The following is a 17,993-nucleotide window of genomic DNA, read 5'->3' on the forward strand; positions in this document are numbered from 1 at the left end:
GTCGATGCTCCGGCGGGGTGGCGTGCTGCCATCCGCCGCCGGTTTTGTACCTATCTGGGAGGAAACATGAGGCGCAAGGTCTACGTGGAGGGCTCCCGTCCGGAGATCCGGGTGCCGTTCAGCGAGGTGGTGCTGACCGGCGACAACCCGCCGGTCCGGCTCTACGACACGTCCGGTCCGGGCAGTGACCCCGAGCAAGGTCTGCCGAAGCTGCGGCAGCCGTGGTGGGACGGGCGGACCCAGCTCGCCGCCGCGCGGGCCGGCGACATCACGCCGGAGATGGAGTTCGTCGCGGTCCGCGAAGGGGTCGACCCGGAAGTGGTGCGGGACGAGATCGCGGCGGGGCGCGCGGTGCTGCCGGCCAACCGCAACCACCCGGAGTCCGAACCGATGATCATCGGGTCGAAGTTCCTGGTGAAGGTCAACGCGAACATCGGCACCTCGGCGGTGACCTCGTCGGTCGCCGAGGAGGTGGAGAAACTGACCTGGGCCACCCGCTGGGGTGCGGACACCGTGATGGACCTGTCCACCGGGCCGCGGATCCACGAGACCCGGGAGGCGATCGTCCGGAACTCGCCGGTGCCGATCGGGACCGTGCCGATCTACCAGGCCCTGGAGAAGGTCAACGGCGATCCGCTCAAGCTGACCTGGGAACTGTTCCGGGAGACCGTGATCGAGCAGGCCGAGCAGGGCGTGGACTACATGACCATCCACGCCGGGGTGCTGCTCGAATACGTGCCGCTCGCCGCCGAGCGGGTCACCGGGATCGTCTCCCGCGGCGGATCGATCATGGCGGCCTGGTGTCTCGCCGAGCACCGGCAGAACTTCCTGTACGAGCACTTCCGGGAGCTGTGCGAGATCTTCCGGGAGTACGACATCACGTTCTCCCTCGGCGACGGCCTGCGCCCCGGCTCGATCGCCGACGCCAACGACGAGGCGCAGTTCGCCGAGCTGCGCACGCTGGGCGAGCTGACGCACATCGCCTGGGAGTACGACGTCCAGGTGATGGTCGAGGGCCCCGGCCACGTGCCGATGCACAAGATCAAGGAGAACGTGGACCTGCAGCAGGAGCTGTGCTCGGGTGCGCCGTTCTACACGCTCGGCCCGCTGGCCACCGACATCGCCCCGGCCTACGACCACATCACGTCGGCGATCGGCGCGGCGATGATCGGAATGTTCGGCACCGCGATGCTCTGCTACGTCACCCCGAAGGAGCACCTCGGCCTGCCCAACAAGGAGGACGTCAAGGCCGGGATGATCGCCTACAAGATCGCGGCGCACTCGGCGGACCTGGCGAAGGGCCATCCCGGCGCGCAGGCGTGGGACGACGCGCTGTCGCACGCCCGGTTCGAGTTCCGCTGGGAGGACCAGTTCGAGCTGGCCCTCGACCCGGAGACGGCCCGGGCGTACCACGACGAGACCCTGCCGGCCGCACCGGCGAAGACCGCGCACTTCTGCTCGATGTGCGGCCCGAAGTTCTGCTCCATGAAGATCAGCCACGAGCTGCGGGCAGCCGGGATGAAGGCCAAGTCCTCGGAGTTCGTGGACGCCGGCGGCCGGGTCTACCTGCCGGTCACCTCGGCCTAGTCGTCCCGGGGCTGCTTGTCGCGCGGCAAGAAGTCGAAGACCGGGTCACGCGGGGCGCTGCGTGCCAGCCGCTCCTTGCGGGCCCGGTCGGCGGCGGCCTGGTCCTGCTCGGCCTTGCGAGCGATGGACTCCTCCAGGACCTTGTTGCGGTCGGCCAGCTCTTCGGCGGCCTTGCGTTCCGCCGCCGCGCTCTCGCCGTCGGCTGCGGCGGCCGACGGCTCGGCCTCGGTCTTCGGGGCCTCGGTCTTCGGGATCTCGGTCTTCGGGATCTCGGTCTTCGGGGCGGCGGCCTTGCGGGCGCGCGGTTTGCGGGGAGCCGCACGCTTCCGGGGAGCGGCTTTCTCCGGTGCGGCACCGCTGCCCGCCGCCGGGTCGTCCGCCGGCCCGGTCAGAGCCTCTTGGGGTACGGCTGGAGCCACCACCCCGGGTTCCGTCGCCGGCGGCCCGGCCGTCTTCCGCGCGGTCTTGGCTGCTCGCGGAGTGGTGGTCTGGCGCGCGGGCTTGGGCTTTCGCTGGGTGGTGCGGGGCGGGGCTTCCGCGACTGGGGATTCTTCGGCGGCGGGGGACTGCTCGAGCTCGGCCGGGTCCCGCGCCTCTGGTGGCGGCGCCTCTGCGGGCTTGGCCTCCTCGGACGGCGTTTCCGAGGGCTTCGCCTCCTCGGGCGGTGCTTCCAAGAGCTTGGCCTCCTCGGGCGGGGTCGCCTGGGCGGCTGGCTCTTGGCCCGCAATCTCTTGAGACGGCGTCTCTTGGGCTGCGGTCTCCCGGGAAGGCGGCTCCGGGGTGGCGGGCTCCGGGGTGGGCGGCTCTTGGGCTGCCGGTGGCGGGCTCGTCGGCTCTCCGGGTGGAGGTTGCGGCGGTTCCGTCTCCAGGAACGGGGTCTCGCGGGCCGGCGCCTCCGGTGTCTGGACGGGCGGCGGGGCGGGAGTGTTGATGACCGAGGCGATGCCGAGCGCCGCCGACTTCCGTGCGTGGCGAGCGGGGTGCGGCATCCCGGACAGCGGCGGCTTCGCGCCGGCCGGCCGCGCCGGCACGATGCGGAACCGGTAGATGACCCCGTCGTCGCGAACCACGAAGTCGTCGGCACCGTCCGGCCGGGTCCAGGTCAGGATCATCTGACCGTACTTCTCCGCCAGCTTCACCAGCGCCGGGAAGGTGGCCACCGTCACCACCGGCTCGCTCTGCTTCGCCATCGGCTCGATCGGCACCAGCAGGTGCCCGTACCGTCGCTGGATCTGCGCCCGGGTGGCCAGCGGCACGCTCCGCGACGCCGCCAGCCCGATGCCGATGATCCCGGCGAGGGCGATCAGCAGCAGCCGGATCGCGTGATTTCGTGCCGCGGCGGCCGTCATGAGGTCATGGCCGAGCACGCTGAGCTGCCGCGGATAGGTGGCACCGCCGGCGGCCTTCCCGGAGTGACTGACCACCAGGCTGTCGGGGCCGTTGACCATGGAGAGTTGCAGCGGCCCCAGCCCGAGGGCGAGTTGCGGCGCGAAGGTGCTGCCGTCGTCGTGCAGCACGTGCGCGATGACCAGGACGGTGATCGGGCCGAGGTCGGCGCCGATCGCCCGGGCGGCTTCCCGCGCGCGATCGGCCATCCCGTCGAGGTCGAGCAGAACCGTGCCGGTATAGCGGTCGGCGGTGAATCGGCGAGGCTGGGAGAGCTGGATCGTCGAGTGCCATCCGCTCTGCGCGGACAGGCGAGCGTCGACGTTCAGCCGGCCGGGCTTCCCGCGGTACTGCAGCTGGAGGTCGACGAAGTCGGCGAGCTTGCGGTAGATCGGGTCCGGCGAGTAGGCGACCGTGCCGTCGTAGGCGGCCGAACGTTCCACCTCGGCCGAGTACGAGAACCGCATCGACTCGCCGCTCTGGTTGCTGATCGGGGCACTCTGGGTCGCGGGCCGCATCCAGCCGGCCACGCCGAGCAGGAGTCCGGCCGCTCCGCAGAGGGCGGTGAGCGCGGCGGCCGCTCGAAGGATCGGGTGGAGCCGGCTGACCGCCTTGACCACGGCCGCTGCCGCTGCCCAGGAGCCGCCTTGGCGAGACATGCCCTTCACTTTCCTCTTACGACGACCGCGCGGGACGTCCCTGCGGTTCTCGGCAGCGCCCGCCCCGCCTCCGATGACGAGGAAACCGACCATCCCCAGGCTGGTGGGGCTGAGCAGGGGGCGGAGCCAGGTGCCTCCGCGGGGGACATGAAGGACTGCTCGTCCGATCAGTTCCCCGGCGGCCGGCCGGGCCGGGTCGATGAAATCGTTGTTGTCGCCTTGGAAGACGAATCCGGATTCGGCATCGCCACCGATGATGCGGTGCAGCACCTCGACGTCGGCGCTGGCACTATGGTATGCGGCGATCTGGCCGACCTCGTAGGAATCGACCTTTGTGAGGAAGACCAGGTCACCGGCGTGGTACAGGGGTTGCATGCTGACGCCGTGCGTCACGACATAGGAAATGCGATGAGTTCCGATCGCCCATGCGCCGATGGCCGCCATCGCGAGGATGGCGGCCACGGTGAAACGACGCAGCGAAGCGGATATGACGACTCAGTCCCTAGCGCGGTAAGCCGATGTCGGACTCCTCGCCGGCCGGGCCGTGAGGACCACACTCAAGGCTAGATGCGCTAGCGCCGCGCGAAACTCGAATCAGGGGACGGTCACGTTCAGGGCGGTGAGCTGACCGTCGAAGGTTCCCGCGCTGGGCGTGCAGTTCGAGGTGAACGGCGCCTGGTCGGTGTTGGTGCCGGTGCCGGTGATGGCGGTGCAGGTGAAGGTGGCACCGCCGGACGACGGCGTCAAACCGGTCAGGGTCAGGGTGGGCACCTTGCGCACGGTCAGGTCGGCGAAGGTGAGGTCGAGGGCGCTGAGCTTGGTGTTGGCGGTGTCGGACCAGGTGTAGGCGATGGCGTTGATGGTGGCGCCGGTGACGGTCTGGGTCGCCGTGCCGCCGATGAACTTGGTGGCGGTCGCGCCGTTCGAGCCGCCCAGGCCGACACCACCGCCGGCGGTGAAGGCGGTCGTTCCGGCCGCGACCACACCCGCGGCCGCGACGCCACCGATGAGCTGAAGCATTGTGCGCATATCGTTCCCCTGTTCGTCCGGTGGTAGCCCAGCCGACCTCGTGGGTCCTGTGGCTTTGCGTCCCCGGCTCGCACCGGGTTTGCCCTTCTCGCCGAGCGGACTTCGTCATCCCCTGGCGACAGGTTGATTCGGTCGGGGTGGGGACCGGGTGAGGCTTAGCCGTGAGTCTTGCCGGACTGACCTTTTCGGTTCGGTCGCCTTGATGGCAGTTCCGGTGCTATCGGTGAGGCGACGGTTGCGAAAGGCGGCCGGGAACCGGACGTCGACGGCGAACAGGTGCGGCGGACAGCGCGGCAGCCGTCTCGGGACGGCTGCCGCGGGAGTGCTCAGGGCGTACGGAAAACGGGTTCAGAGCTTGTAGAAGGTCACGTAGTGATCCGGGGTGAAATAGGCGACCCGGGTGCTGCGGTTCACCACGATCCGGTACGCGTCGCGCGACGCACCCTGGGCGCGCGAGTACACGTCATATTCGTTGTAGGTGGCCGACGGCAGGTAGCCCTCGCGGTTCTGGAACGTGCCGCCGGTGTAGTTGTAGTTGCCGTACGGCCAGGAGTACCAGCCCTTGCTGGTCGGCCAGCCGAGCGACTGCCAGCCGGTGTACGCGGTGCGCGCGGCCGAGCAGCGGCTGATCGTGCACGACGAGTAGACGGCGGCCTGGGCGGCCGAGGTGTGCGTGGGGGCGACCACGGCCGGGGCGACGAGCGCGGTGCCGGCCAGGCCGAAGACCAGGGCCAGGCTGACTAGCAGCTTGCGGACGCGGGGCAGGGGACGGTTCACGTTCGAACTCCGATGCGTGCGGAGGGGATGGGGCCCGGACACCGGTCATCGTTTCGGTCCGAGCCGTCCCGCGGTACCTCCCGGCCGCATCATTTCATCGGAGTTAACGAATGTTTTACTGGCCCCCGAGCCCGCTCACCCAATCGACATAGTCCGTTTCTGATCCCGGTCGACGGCCCGGTCCGCTGATCGAGGTGGGTTCCACCACGGGCCCCTGCGAGGCGGTGACCGGGCCGGCGTTGAACCCGTCGAACCGCTCGGCGGGCGGCGGCGGGGTCGGGGCCGGTGCCGTGGTGCGCCGGGACCGCCAGCCGCCTCGCCCGCCGGCGGCCGGGGTGGGCTGCTGTCCGGAGAAGCGCGGCGGGTTGCCGGGCGCCGGCGCCTGCGGCGGGGCCTGGACCGGCGCGGGCGCCTGGGGGCGGGCCTGGGCCGGGACCGGCTCGGCGGCGAACGGCGCGCCGGACCGGAACGGGCTGCCGGTGCCGGCCGAGAACGGGTTGTTCGGGGTGCCGGGCACCGCCGGCAGCACGCCGGTGTCGGACGGCCGCAGCTGCTCCGCGGGACGCTGCGCGGCGGCCGCGGCGGCCTGCGCGATCGCCGACTCCACCGGCACGTCCCGCTTCGGCAGCGGTGCGGCGGCCGGTTCGCCGGGCTCGGTGGCCGGCGAGGACGAGGTGGCCGGCACGCCGCGGACGACAGCGGCCAGCACCGAACCGAGCACGCCGGCGCCGCACGCGGTCATCGCCGCCCAGTACGGGTCGGACCGGAACCCGGTGGTGCCCGCTTCCGGGCCGGCGATCAGGTACGCCATGGTCAGCAGCGCCGGACCGGCCAGCCCGGCCAGTCCTACGGCGAGGGTGGGCAGCCTGCGCCCGCGCGCCACCCAGCCGACCACCAGGCCGGCGAGCAGGGCCAGGGTCGGCATGGTCAGGAAGGCGGTGTGCCCGGCCACGGCGGGCGGGATCAGGCTGCCGTTCAGCACGCCCAGCCGGATGGCGATCGGGGTGCGGCCGGGCAGCAGCGACGGGACGATCGAGACCAGCGCGACCACCCACATCAGCACGCTCAGCGTCGCCGCGCTCCACCGGGCCGCCGGCTTGGCGGCAGCGGCCCAGGCGGCGAAGATGCCGGCCGCCGCGCCGAGCCCGACGGCCGCGCCGATCACGAAGACCGGCTGCACCCCGGCGACCTGCGCGGCCCGGGCCGGCTGCATGGTCAGTGGCAGCACGGCCAGCGAGCCGAGTCCGGCCGCGATGCCCATGGCCAGGGCGCCGCCGGGGCCGACCGGGCGGGGGCGCCAGCGCGGGCGCATGCCGGTGCCGACGATCGCGCCGAGCACGGCGGCGGTCGTGGTGATCCAGGCGACCCAGGCGAGCTGTGCGGTCCAGCTGTTACGCGCAGTGACATCGAGAACGCGGTCCAGGCGCACGATGCCGAGTCCGTAGGCGATGCCGAGTTGGCCGGCTCCGATCACCACGGCTGCCGTGGCGGTGGTGGCCAGCAACTTCACCCAGCTCCGAAATGCCATGCCGGGCACGTTACGGAATGCGGTGGCCGGTCCGCCAGTGGGGACTCGGCTTCTTAAGGCAGCCTAAAGTCTGGTTGCTATCAGTCACTCTGCGTCATTTCGGGACGACTCGACGGTGAGTTGCGAGAGATACCCTCCAGAGTGGACACTGTCCGGCACGGACAACGAGTCCGTCGCGTCGTGCTGATCCTTGCGAACGTGAGACCCCTGCTCAGAAGCCGCGATGCGGTCAATGAGCGGGACGGGGCTCTCACATAGTGGTTGGAATCATGATGGTGTTCGGTGGCCGTGGCCGCGCCGGAAGTCGCACATGAGACATTCGTGCACGTCAAAGCGTCTGCGGTGGTATGAGCCGGGTCGCCGGTCCGGTCGCCACTCGGACAGCCGGGTGGTTTCCGGGAGGATCCAGGCTTCCCAAACCGGTCGGGGTTCTGATGAAATCGCCGCCGTGCCGAGTTCGGCACGAACCTTGCTGCGCGCGCCGGACGGGGCCGGCCCGCAGACCTCGAACGGCATCGCGCCGGCGTCCGCGAAGGAGATGTCGTGAGCACGGGATCCTCGGCCCTGGCTGTGCGACGTGGTCCTTTCTCCCGTCTGCGGGACGCCGGCATCCGCACCAAGCTGGCCTTCCTGCTGATCATCCCGATCACGGCGGTGCTGGTGCTGGCCTCGGTGCGCCTGATGGACGTGCGCGGCCGGGCCACCGACGCCGGCCGGGTCGCCGACCTCACCGTGCTCGGCAACGACGTCTCCGAGCTGGCCCGCCTGCTGCACCGGGAGCGGATGGCGGCCGCCGCGTACCTGGCCGCGCCGGACGTGTCGCCGGACGCGTACCGGCAGACGGCCGCCGCTGTCGACGCGCGGGTCCAGACCTTCCGGGCCCACCGCGACCAGGCCGGACAGGTGCCGGCCCGGGTGCGCGACCGGCTCGGGCTGATCCAGGAACGGCTCGACACGCTCGCCGGCACCCGTGACGACGTGTCCGCCCGGCAGAAGCTGACGATGGCCGCCGCGGTCCAGCGGTACAGCAGCATCCTCGAGGGACTGTCCGATTACGACGATTCGCTCAGCCAGGTCGCCGAGCCGGGCGTGGTCGCCGACGGGCTGCGCGCGCTGGCCGCGTTCAGCCGGATCGAGTCGGCCGCCGCCGACCAGGAGGCGGCCGCGTACACGGTCCGGATGACCGGTCTGCTCAGCGGGACCTGGCAGCAGCAGCTGATCGGCGCGCAGGCGGCCCGGCAGGAGGCGCTCGACGACCTCCGGCAGATCGCCACCGCCGAGCAGGCCGGCCTGGTCGAGGGAACCCTGGCGAACGCCGCGGTGGCCCGGGCGGACGGCCTGATCACCCGGCTGACCGGGCCGGCGGCGGTCTCGGACACCGAGCTGACCGAGGCGTACCAGCAGGTTCTCGACCTGCTCCGGGCCACCGGCACCCGGCTGGAGGCGGACGCCGTCCGGGTCTCCCGGGACGACAGCGACAGCACCGCCGAGCGGGCCACCGTCGAGTTCGTGGTGGTGCTGCTGGTCCTGCTCGCCGCGATCGCGCTCGGCGTCTACCTGGCCCGGACCCTGCACCTGTCGGTCCGCCGGTTGCGCGAGGGCGCACTCGCCGTCGCCAACCGGGACCTGCCCGACGCGGTGCACCGGCTGAAGGACGTGGACAGCCTGGACGCGGGCGGCGTCGACCAGATCATCGCGCAGTCCCGGGACCCGATCCGGCTCGCCGACCGGGACGAGTTCGGGCAGGTCGCCGAGGCGTTCAACATGGTGCACCGGGAGGCCATCCGGGTCGCCGCCGAACAGGCCGCGCTGCGGACCAGCGTCTCCGCGATGTTCCTCAGCCTGGCCCGGCGCAGTCAGGCACTGGTCGACCGGATGATCGGCGAGCTGGACCACATCGAGCGTACCGAGGAGGACCCGAAGCGGCTGGCCAAGCTCTTCGACCTGGACCACCTCGCCACCCGGATGCGCCGCAACGACGAGAACCTGCTGGTACTGGCCGGCGCCGACGTGGGCGCCCCGCGCCGCGAGGACGCGCTGCTGATCGACGCGCTCCGGGCCGCTCAGTCCGAGGTGGAGCTTTACCACCGGATCGAGTTCGGCGCCCTGGACGCCGACGTCTCGGTGGTCGCCGCGGCGGTCAACGACGTGGTCCGGCTGCTCGCCGAGCTGCTCGACAACGCCACCCGGTTCTCCCCGCCGACCACCGTGGTGGTGGCGCACGGGCGGCGGTCCGGCGACCACGCGGTGCTGCAGATCGAGGACCGCGGGCTGGGCATCACCCCGGAGCAGCTGGAGCAGATCAACCGGCGGCTGAGCGAGCCGGCCGAGGTGGACGCCAGCGCGTTCCGGCTGATGGGCTTCGCGGTGATCGCCCGGCTGGCGGCCCGGCACGGCATCGGGGTGCGGCTGCTGCCCAGCCGGGAGGGCGGGACGGTCGCCGAGGTGACCCTGCCGGCCGACATCGTGGTGCTGCCCGGTGCGCCGTCCAGCACCGCCGGGCGGGCGGCGAGCTGGACCCGCCCCGGCCCGGCCCCGCAGCCGGTCGGCGGCCGTGCCCCGGAGACCCGCGCGCCGGTGCGGTCCGCGCCGATGCCGGCGCCCGTCTCGCCGCGCTGGGCGCCGCCGGTCGATCCCGGACCGCCCGCCGAGCTGGATCTCCGGCCGACCCCGGACCGCCCGCCGCTGCCCACCCGGGTGCCCAGGCCGCCCACCGCGGAGCCGGACTCCACGCCGCTGTTCGCGCCGGTCTCGGCGCAGCCGGCGCCGGACTCCACGCCGCTGTTCGCGCCGGTCTCGGCGCAGCCGGCGCCGGACTCCACGCCGCTGTTCGCGCCGGTCTCGGCGCAGCCGGCGCCGGACTCCACGCCGCGGTTCCCGCCCGTCTCGGCGCAGCCGGCGCCGGTCTCGGCCCAGCCGGTGCCGATCCGGATGGAGATGCAGCACACCTGGTTCGACGCCGAGATGGAGCTACCGGAGATGCAGGGCATGCCGACCGCCGGTTACGCCCCGGCGCCCGTCTCGGCGGCTCCCGCCGGCCCGCCGCCGGTGGCCCCGGAGCCGGCGGCGCCCGAGCCGGTGGCGGCATCGGCGGTCCCCAGGCCCCGCCCGGCAGCCGACGACGACGAACGCTGGCGGAGCGCGGCCGACGAGGGCTGGGCTCGCGCGATGGCCGCTGCCGCACCCCAGGACGCCGGCACCACCCGCTCCGGTCTGCCGAAACGGATCCCGCAGGCGCAGCTCGTGCCGGGCGGGGTGCGGGACCTGCCGCGGGCACAGCATCGTCGCAGCCCCGACGACGTGCGCGGGCTTCTCGCCGCGTACACCAGCGGGGTGCGGCGCGGGCGGACCGACGGCTCCGTCGACCAGGTTCCTAAGGAGAGCGAACAGTGATCAGGCCCACCATGCAGGACATGGGCTGGCTGCTCAACAACTTCGCCGACAGCATCGCGGGCATCGCGCACGTGGTGGCGGTCTCCGCCGACGGGTTGTTGCTGGCCTGCTCGCGGGATCTGCCACCGGACCGGGCGGACCAGCTGGCCGCCATCACCTCCGGTGTGGTCAGCCTGACCGAGGGGGCGTCCCGGATGTTCACCGCCGGGAAGGTGCAACAGACCATCATCGAAATGGACAGCGGCTATCTTTTCCTGATGTCCATCAGCGACGGTTCGTCGATGGCCGTGCTGGCCGCGCGCAGCTGCGACGTCGGTCAGGTCGGCTACGAGATGGCCCTGCTGGTGGAGCGCGTCGGCGCCGCGTTGTCGCCGGCGGCACGCGAGGCCGTCAGCCACTAGGCGCCGGGGTTGCCGTACCCCGGCGGAGATGAGGTGACCGCGACATGACAGAGCCGCACGATCCCCGGGGGAACCTGGTGCGGCCGTACGCGGTGACCCGCGGCCGGACCGAGCCGATCCGGGACATTCCGATCGAGGCGGTCCTGGTCGCCAGCGCGGCGGCCGTCCAGGAAGCGCGTTTTGCCGGACATGACAAGTACCGCATCGCCGTGCTGTGCGAGCCGAAAGCCCTGTCGCTGGCCGAGCTGGCGGCGCTCACCCGGTTGCCCCTCGGGGTGGCCCGGGTGCTCGTCGCCGACATGGTCACCGAGGGACTGCTCGCGTTGCACAGCGCCGCTCCCCGGAAGGGTTTCACGGAGCGGATGGACCTGCTGGGAAGGGTTTTGAGTGGACTTCGCAAGCTCTGAGCGGGCGGGGGCGCCTCAATCGGAGATCGTCTCGGCGAAAATCGTCGTCGCCGGTGGGTTCGGCGTCGGCAAGACGACGCTGGTCGGTGCGGTCTCCGAGATCGAGCCGCTGACGACCGAGGCGGTGATGACAGCGGCCGGCGCCGGGATCGACGACGCCTCCAAGGTCCCGGAGAAGGGCACCACCACGGTGGCGATGGACTTCGGCCGGATCACCATGGCCGACGACCTGATCCTCTACCTGTTCGGCACGCCCGGTCAGACCCGCTTCTGGTTCATGTGGGACGAGCTGATCCGCGGTGCCGTCGGCGCCGCAGTGATGGTCGACACCCGCCGGCTCACCGACGCGTTCGCGCCGCTCGACTACTTCGAGAACCGGCACCTGCCCTACCTGGTGGCGGTGAACTGCTTCGACGGCGCACCCCGCTATGAGCCGGAGGAGGTGCGCGAGGCGCTCGCCATCCCGGAGCGGGTGCCGCTGGTGATGTGCGACGCCCGGCACCGCGAGTCGGTCAAGTCGGTACTGATCGGCGTCGTCGAGCACGCCATGGCCACCCTGGTCACCGAACACGAACGCGGCATGGTCGTGGGGTGATCGAACGCCGCCGCCAACCGATCCAGCAGGCCGGTAGCCACTGCGGCTGATAGCCAATGCGGCTGATCCGTTGATCGATGCCGCTGATCCGTGGATCGACGGTGTGGGCGATGCGGCGACGCGTAGTCGATATTCGCTGGCACCCTGAAGATCAACTTCAAGATCTTCATTTACGCGGGTCCGCTGTGGTGCGGATCGCATGCTCCCGCGCGGGCCGAGGGCGGCGATCTGGCCGCTGCGCGTCCATGGCGATCGCCGCCCTCTTCACTGTTCGTGGGTGGTCACCGAAACCCCCGTCACCCGCACGTGTTGTCCGTGAGTGGCCGGGCGGGCCGGGGTGGAGTTCCGCGAGCCGCGAGCCGCGAGCCGCGAGCCGCGAGCCGCGAGCCGCGAGCCGCGAGCCGGGGGACGGGGGTTCGGGGGTTCGGGTTGTAGGGGTTCGGGTTCTGGCGGGTCGTGACCACCCGCGGGCGTCGCCCTGGAAGGTCGGGCGTTCGGGACGCGCCAGCGTCCTGCCCGGCCTGGAAGGGTCCCTGGCGGGAGCGGCGATCAGTGATCAGCGCGGGTCCGAGTCAGCAATCTGTTGATCTGGAAGTTGATCTTGATTGGGGTTGGCGCGGGCTTCAGGGGGATGGGCTTCAGGTGGGGATGCGGTAGCCGCGTCTGACTACGGTTTGGATGACGCCGGGGATGGCGGCTCGGAGGCGGGCGACGGCCATTTCGACGGCGTGCTCGTCGGCGTGGCGGGGGAGGGCCTGCAGGAGGGCGGCTCGGGAGAGGACGCGGCCCGGTGAGTTGGCCAGGGCCCGCAGGACGGCCATCGGGGCGGGGGCGAGCTGGCGGAGTTCGCCGTCGACCACCGCGGCGTGGCCGCGCAGGGTGATCGCGTGGCCGTTGACCTGGATGGTGACCGCGCGTGGGGGGAGTTCCTCGACCAGGGTGCGGACCAGGGCGCTGAGCCGGGCGCGGTGCGGGGTGGAGACCGGGACGTCGTGGCGGCGCAGCGGCGCGGCGGTGACCGGGCCCACGCAGGCGGCCAGCACCTCGGTGCGCAACGCGTCGAGCAGCGCGTCGGTGGCCGGGCCGGCGGCGCGCAGCAGGGCGTGGACCGCCGCGGCCGAGGTGAACGTCACGGCGTCGACGAGCCGGCCGGTGATCAGATCCACCAGGCGGTGCAGCGGGGCCGGGTCGACCGGTGGCGCCCAGCGGTAGACCGGCACCTCGATCACCCGGGCGCCGGCCGTCTCCAGCGCCTCGCTGTACTCCGGCTGGCTCTCGCCGTGCAGCTGGAGGGCGACGGTGAGGCCGGCGACGCCGCGGGCGGTCAGGTGCTCGATGATCTCCGCGGAGCCCTCGCCGTCCGGGGTCCACTGGTCCCGCAGGCCGGCGGCCCGGACCGCGGCTTGCGCCTTGGGGCCGCGGGCCACCAGGTAGGCGCGGTTGAGCACGTCGCGCAGCGGCTCAGCCAGGCCCCAGCTCTCGGCGGCCTCGAGCCAGCCGCGCATCCCGATGCCGGTGTTGACCAGCACGATGTCCGGGGGAGTGTCGAGGCAGGCGCGGGTCGCGGCGCGCAGGTCGGCGTCGTCGGCGATCGGGACGATGCGCAGCGCGGGGGCCAGCACGACGCGGGCGCCGCGGCTCTCCAGCAGGCCGGCCAGCTCGTCGCGGCGGCGGTCGGCGGTGACGCCGACGGTGTAACCGGAGAGGGTCGCGGCCGGCTGCGCCAGTACCGGGCGGCGGGCCCCGGGGATCCGGCCCGTCATCAGCGGGTGCTCCCGGTGCCGGTGGACTCTCCCGTGCCGGTGGACGCTCCGGTACCGGACTCTCCGGGGTGGGCGGCGGTCCGATGGCCGGGGGCGTGGTGGCCGGGGGAGTGCGGGACGAGGGCGAGAAGTCGCGGCGTGGCCGGGCGGTCCACCGAAGGGCACGCTCGCGGACCGTCGTCCTCAGCGTGAACCCGCTCCCATGCCACGCTTACGGTCCGCGCCGTACCTCCGTCCGGGGCACGCCGCGACTTCTCCTCACCACTCCGGCGAGCCGGGGTGGTGAACACCGTCAGGTCCGTCCTCAACCCTGACGGTGGTCTCTCCATGGTGCGCCTGACCACACCGCGCCGGCCATCGCCGAGCCGCGTCGTCCGGGGTTCCGCACCGTTGGGCATGTCTGGAAGCGTGCCGGTGGGGAATTTCGGCCGGGCGTCCCTTTTGTTTCGAGCCTGCTAAGAGCCGTCCGGCAGCAGTTGTCGAACCCGCGGCTGGGCTGCTCCAGACACCGAGTATGCTGGATACCGTTTGAGGTCCCGCCTCGGGCCATTCACCCAGGGGCAGCCTGTTTTGACCACGCGCCGCGCGGCCGGGTATTGTTGCCTGCTGTTGTGCGATAGCTGCGAGCGCTCCCCCTGGGGTGTGCTTGAAGTTCGTGTCGACTCCCTGTTCGACATGATCAGCGCGCGCCCCCAGACCGACGACGAGACAAGGTAATTCTGTGCGTACGTACAGCCCGAAGCCGGGTGAGATCGAGCGTCAGTGGCACATTATCGACGCTTCTGACGTCGTTCTGGGCCGCCTGGCTACCCACACCGCGACCCTTCTGCGCGGCAAGCACAAGCCGACGTTCGCCCCGCACGTCGACACCGGCGACTTCGTGGTGATCATCAACGCCGGCAAGGTCGCGCTGACCGGCAACAAGCGGCAGACCAAGGTCGCCTACCGGCACTCCGGCTACCCGGGTGGTCTGAAGCAGGTCGGTTACGAGGAGCTGCTGACCAAGCGCCCCGAGAAGGCGATCGAGCTGGCCGTCAAGGGCATGCTCCCGCACAACAAGCTCGCGCGGCAGATCATCAAGAAGCTGAAGGTCTACCCGGGCGCCGAGCACCCGCACGCCGCTCAGCAGCCGCAGCCGTTCGAAATCAAGCAGATCGCGCAGTGAGCGCGGGAGAAGGCAGCAGCATGACCGACATCATCGAGCCCGAGGCCGTCGAGACCGAGGCTGTCGTCGAGACCGTCGAGGAGCCCGCTGAGACGGTCGTTGTCGTCGAGACGCCCGCGCCGGCTGCGGTCCGCGCGCCGCGTCCGGGCGACCGTCCGGTCCAGACCGTTGGCCGCCGCAAGGAGGCCATCGTCCGGGTGCGCCTCGTCCCCGGCACCGGCAAGATCACCTGCAACGGCCGTGACCTCGAGGAGTACTTCCCGAGCAAGGTTCACCAGCAGCTGATCCGTGAGCCGCTGGGCACCGTCGAGCGCGCCGAGCAGTTCGACGTCTTCGCCAACCTGCGTGGCGGCGGCATCACCGGCCAGGCCGGTGCGCTGCGTCTCGCGATCGCCCGGGCGCTGATCTCCAGCGAGCCCGACGACCGCCCGGCCCTGAAGAAGGCCGGCTTCCTGACCCGTGACGCCCGGGTCAAGGAGAGCAAGAAGTACGGTCTCAAGAAGGCCCGTAAGGCGCCGCAGTACTCGAAGCGCTGATTCTTCACCGACGGCCGAGTGCGCTCCCGGGTTTCCGGGTGCGTGCTCGGCCGTCGTGGTATTTCCCGGCACCACGTGGTTTTCCGGCATCATCCCCTCCCCCCAACTAGCCGTTTCGGTACTCCTGCCCTGGCCGTTTGCTGTTGCACGCTTGAGGGCACGTGTCACCGGCGAAAGGAAGCCGCCATGGGGCGACTCTTCGGCACCGACGGCGTTCGCGGTCTCGCGAACGGCGACCTGCTCACCCCGGAACTCGCCCTGTCGGTCGCTGTCGCGGCCGCCCGGGTTCTGGTCGAGACCGACAGCAGCCATCAGCCGCTCGCGATCGTGGGGCGTGACCCGCGGGCCAGCGGCGAGATGCTGGAGGCTGCCGTCGTCGCCGGCCTGACCAGCGCGGGGGCGAACGTGGTCCGGGTCGGCGTGCTGCCGACGCCCGCGGTCGCGTACCTGGTGGGGCAGACCGGCGCCGACCTGGGTGTGATGCTCTCGGCGTCGCACAACCCCATGCCGGACAACGGCATCAAGCTGTTCGCCGCCGGCGGCACGAAGCTGCCGGACGAGCTCGAGGCGCGCATCGAGAAGGCGATCGAGGACGGGCACGGCCTGATCGGGCGGCCCACCGGCGCCGCCATCGGGCGGGTGCACGACCTGCTGGACGGCGCCGAGCACTACATCAAGCACCTGATCGAGTCGCTCCCGCACCGGCTGGAGGGCATCAAGGTCGTGGTGGACTGCGCGAACGGCGCGGCGAGTGAGGTCGGGCCGGTGGCGTACCGGGAGGCCGGCGCCGAGGTGATCGCGATCCACGCCGAGCCGGACGGCCTGAACATCAACGAGGAGTGCGGCTCCACGCACCTCGACAAGGTGCGCGAGGCGGTCCTGCTGCACGGTGCCGACCTGGGCCTGGCGCACGACGGCGACGCCGACCGCTGCCTGGCCGTCACCGCGTCCGGCGAGGAGGTGGACGGCGACCAGATCATGGCGATCCTGGCGCTGGCCATGCGCGACGCCGGCACGCTCACCGACGACACCCTGGTCGCGACGGTGATGAGCAACCTGGGCCTGCGGATCGCGATGAAGCAGTCCGGGGTCAAGCTGATCGAGACCAAGGTCGGCGACCGGTACGTGCTGGAGCACCTGCAGGCCAACGGCCTGGCCCTGGGCGGCGAGCAGAGCGGGCACATCGTGATGCCGGCCTTCGCCACCACCGGCGACGGCGTGCTGACCGGCCTGCACCTGATGGCGCAGCTCGCGGCGAGCGGCAAGTCGCTCGCCGACCTGGCCGCCGTGGTGCACAAGCTGCCCCAGCAGCTGATCAACGTGAAGGTCGGCAACCGGGAGGCCGGTGCCGCCGCGCCCACGGTGCAGGCCGCGGTGGCGCTGGCCGAGGCGGAGCTCGGCGAGACCGGCCGGGTGCTGCTGCGCCCGTCGGGCACCGAGCCGCTGGTCCGGGTGATGGTCGAGGCCGCGACCGAGGAGCAGGCGCGCGCCGTCGCGTCGCGGATCGCTGACGAGGTGCGGGCGGCGAGCCCGGTCGTCTGACCGTCCCGGCGAGCCGGTCGTCCCGGTCGTTTGGTCTGCTAGGTCGCCCCGGTCGTCTGGTCTGCTAGGTGAGCGCCTTGAGGTGGTCGACAGCTTCGTCGATCACCTCGGGGCGTTTGCAGAAGGCGAACCGGATCAGGTGCCGGCCGGCCTCCCGGTGGTCGTAGAAGACCTGGGTGGGCACCGCCACCACGCCGCCGCGGCCAGGCAGCTCCCGGCAGAACTCGACGCCGTCGGTCCCGCCCAGCGGCCGGATGTCGGCGGTCACGAAGTACGTCCCCTCGGCGTGCAGCACGTCGAATCCGGCCGCGGTCAGCCCGGCCACCAGCCGGTCCCGGTTGGCCCGCAGCCCGGCCGTGAACCCGGTGAAGTACGCGTCGGGCAGGCCCAGGGCGACCGCGACGGCCGGTTGCAGCGGCGCCGCGTTCACGAAGGTCAGGAACTGTTTGACCCGCAGCAGCGCGGACACCAGCCGGGCCGGGCCGGTGGCCCAGCCGACCTTCCACCCGGTGCAGGAGAACGTCTTGCCGGCCGAGGAGATGCGCAGCGTGCGCTCGCTCATGCCGGGCAGACCCGCCAGCGGTACGTGGGTGCCCTCGAAGACCAGATGCTCGTAGACCTCGTCGGTGACCGCGTAGCTGTCGTGCTCCTGGCACAGCTCGGCGATCAGGGCCAGCTCGGCCGGCGTGAACACCTTGCCGGTCGGGTTGTGCGGGGTGTTCAGCAGCACCAGCCGGGTGTGCGGCCCGAACGCGGCGCGCAGCTCGGCCTCGTCGAACGCGTACCGCCCGTCCGGGCCGGGGCGCAGCGTGACCGGCCGCCGGACCGCGCCGGCCAGGGTGATCGAGGCCGCGTACGAGTCGTAGTACGGCTCGAAGCAGACCACCTCGTCGCCCCGCTCGCAGAGCGCCAGGATGGCCGCCGCGACCGCCTCGGTGGCGCCCGCGGTGACCGCGACCTCGGCGTCCGGATCCCGGGTCAGACCCCAGAACCGCTGCTCGTGGGCCGCGATCGCGTGCCGCAGCGCCGGGATGCCGGCCAGCGGTGGATATTGGTTGGCGCCGCCGCGCAGTGCCTCGGCGGCGGCGGCCAGCATCTCGGGCGGCCCGTCGGTGTCCGGGAAGCCCTGCCCGAGGTTCACCGCGCCGGTGCGCAGGGCGAGCGCGGACATCTCGGCGAAGATCGTGGTCCCGAACGGGCGCATCCGTTCGACCAGCGGGTCCGT

At 71.8% G+C, this 17,993-nt stretch carries 14 protein-coding genes and 1 riboswitch; of the genes, 8 read left to right on the top strand and 6 right to left on the bottom strand.

Translation table 11 applies throughout. From position 1 onward, the window contains the following. The first annotated feature begins 66 nt into the window (after positions 1–66). Entirely contained in the window at positions 67–1,587 is a 1,521-nt protein-coding gene (gene thiC, locus Actob_RS03300; RefSeq protein WP_284918522.1) for a phosphomethylpyrimidine synthase ThiC, read from the top strand. Here thiC and Actob_RS03305 read toward each other — a convergent pair. From Actob_RS03305 to Actob_RS03320, 4 genes are all read right to left on the bottom strand, one after another. Then, positions 1,584–4,007: a DUF5305 family protein gene (locus Actob_RS03305; RefSeq protein ID WP_284918523.1), complete on the bottom strand. Its 2,424-nt coding sequence runs from the start codon at positions 4,005–4,007 to the stop codon at positions 1,584–1,586. The two genes, thiC and Actob_RS03305, sit on opposite strands and share 4 nt — an antisense overlap. Before the next feature lie 219 nt (positions 4,008–4,226). Then, complete coding sequence (locus Actob_RS03310; RefSeq protein ID WP_284918525.1) at positions 4,227–4,661, bottom strand: hypothetical protein; 435 nt, start codon at positions 4,659–4,661, stop codon at positions 4,227–4,229. Positions 4,662–4,680: 19 nt separating this feature from the next. Next, positions 4,681–4,755, bottom strand: a riboswitch (cyclic di-GMP riboswitch). A 254-nt stretch (positions 4,756–5,009) separates the two neighbouring features. Further along, positions 5,010–5,438 carry a ribonuclease domain-containing protein gene (locus tag Actob_RS03315; RefSeq protein WP_284918527.1) on the bottom strand — a complete coding sequence of 143 codons (429 nt, stop codon included), beginning with the start codon at positions 5,436–5,438 and terminating at the stop codon, positions 5,010–5,012. 115 nt (positions 5,439–5,553) lie between these two features. Continuing rightward, positions 5,554–6,966 (bottom strand): hypothetical protein, encoded by a 1,413-nt coding sequence (locus tag Actob_RS03320; protein WP_284918528.1) that lies wholly within the window; start codon positions 6,964–6,966, stop codon positions 5,554–5,556. Positions 6,967–7,509: 543 nt separating this feature from the next. Here Actob_RS03320 and Actob_RS03325 point away from each other — a divergent pair. From Actob_RS03325 to Actob_RS03340, 4 genes are read left to right on the top strand one after another with little or no spacing between them, the layout of a single operon-like run. Next, positions 7,510–10,359: a sensor histidine kinase gene (locus Actob_RS03325; RefSeq protein WP_284918529.1), complete on the top strand. Its 2,850-nt coding sequence runs from the start codon at positions 7,510–7,512 to the stop codon at positions 10,357–10,359. Beyond that, positions 10,356–10,760 carry a roadblock/LC7 domain-containing protein gene (locus Actob_RS03330; protein ID WP_284918530.1) on the top strand — a complete coding sequence of 135 codons (405 nt, stop codon included), beginning with the start codon at positions 10,356–10,358 and terminating at the stop codon, positions 10,758–10,760. The genes Actob_RS03325 and Actob_RS03330 overlap by 4 nt, the downstream gene beginning before the upstream one ends. Before the next feature lie 44 nt (positions 10,761–10,804). After that, on the top strand, positions 10,805–11,167 hold the full coding sequence (locus Actob_RS03335; protein ID WP_284918531.1) for a DUF742 domain-containing protein: 363 nt from the start codon (positions 10,805–10,807) through the stop codon (positions 11,165–11,167). Continuing rightward, positions 11,148–11,762, top strand: coding sequence for a GTP-binding protein (locus Actob_RS03340; RefSeq protein WP_284918532.1), 615 nt, complete (start codon positions 11,148–11,150; stop codon positions 11,760–11,762). Before Actob_RS03335 ends, Actob_RS03340 begins: the two co-directional genes overlap by 20 nt. A 638-nt stretch (positions 11,763–12,400) precedes the next feature. Here Actob_RS03340 and Actob_RS03345 read toward each other — a convergent pair. Continuing rightward, positions 12,401–13,525 carry a uroporphyrinogen-III synthase gene (locus Actob_RS03345; RefSeq protein WP_284918533.1) on the bottom strand — a complete coding sequence of 375 codons (1,125 nt, stop codon included), beginning with the start codon at positions 13,523–13,525 and terminating at the stop codon, positions 12,401–12,403. Positions 13,526–14,246: 721 nt separating this feature from the next. Between Actob_RS03345 and rplM the strand changes: the two genes are divergently transcribed. From rplM to glmM, 3 genes are all read left to right on the top strand, one after another. After that, a complete protein-coding gene (gene rplM / locus Actob_RS03350; protein WP_109598659.1) occupies positions 14,247–14,690 on the top strand; it encodes a 50S ribosomal protein L13 in 444 nt (147 codons plus the stop codon). A 20-nt stretch (positions 14,691–14,710) separates the two neighbouring features. Then, on the top strand, positions 14,711–15,226 hold the full coding sequence (gene rpsI, locus Actob_RS03355) for a 30S ribosomal protein S9 (RefSeq protein ID WP_284918535.1): 516 nt from the start codon (positions 14,711–14,713) through the stop codon (positions 15,224–15,226). 186 nt (positions 15,227–15,412) lie between these two features. Beyond that, positions 15,413–16,768 (top strand): phosphoglucosamine mutase, encoded by a 1,356-nt coding sequence (glmM, locus tag Actob_RS03360; protein ID WP_284918536.1) that lies wholly within the window; start codon positions 15,413–15,415, stop codon positions 16,766–16,768. 64 nt (positions 16,769–16,832) lie between these two features. Here the strand turns inward: glmM and Actob_RS03365 are convergent, their stop codons facing one another. After that, entirely contained in the window at positions 16,833–17,972 is a 1,140-nt protein-coding gene (locus Actob_RS03365; protein WP_284922222.1) for a pyridoxal phosphate-dependent aminotransferase, read from the bottom strand. Positions 17,973–17,993: the final 21 nt, after the last annotated feature.

Origin of the sequence: Actinoplanes oblitus (assembly GCF_030252345.1) — a bacterium.
GTDB lineage: Bacteria > Actinomycetota > Actinomycetes > Mycobacteriales > Micromonosporaceae > Actinoplanes > Actinoplanes oblitus.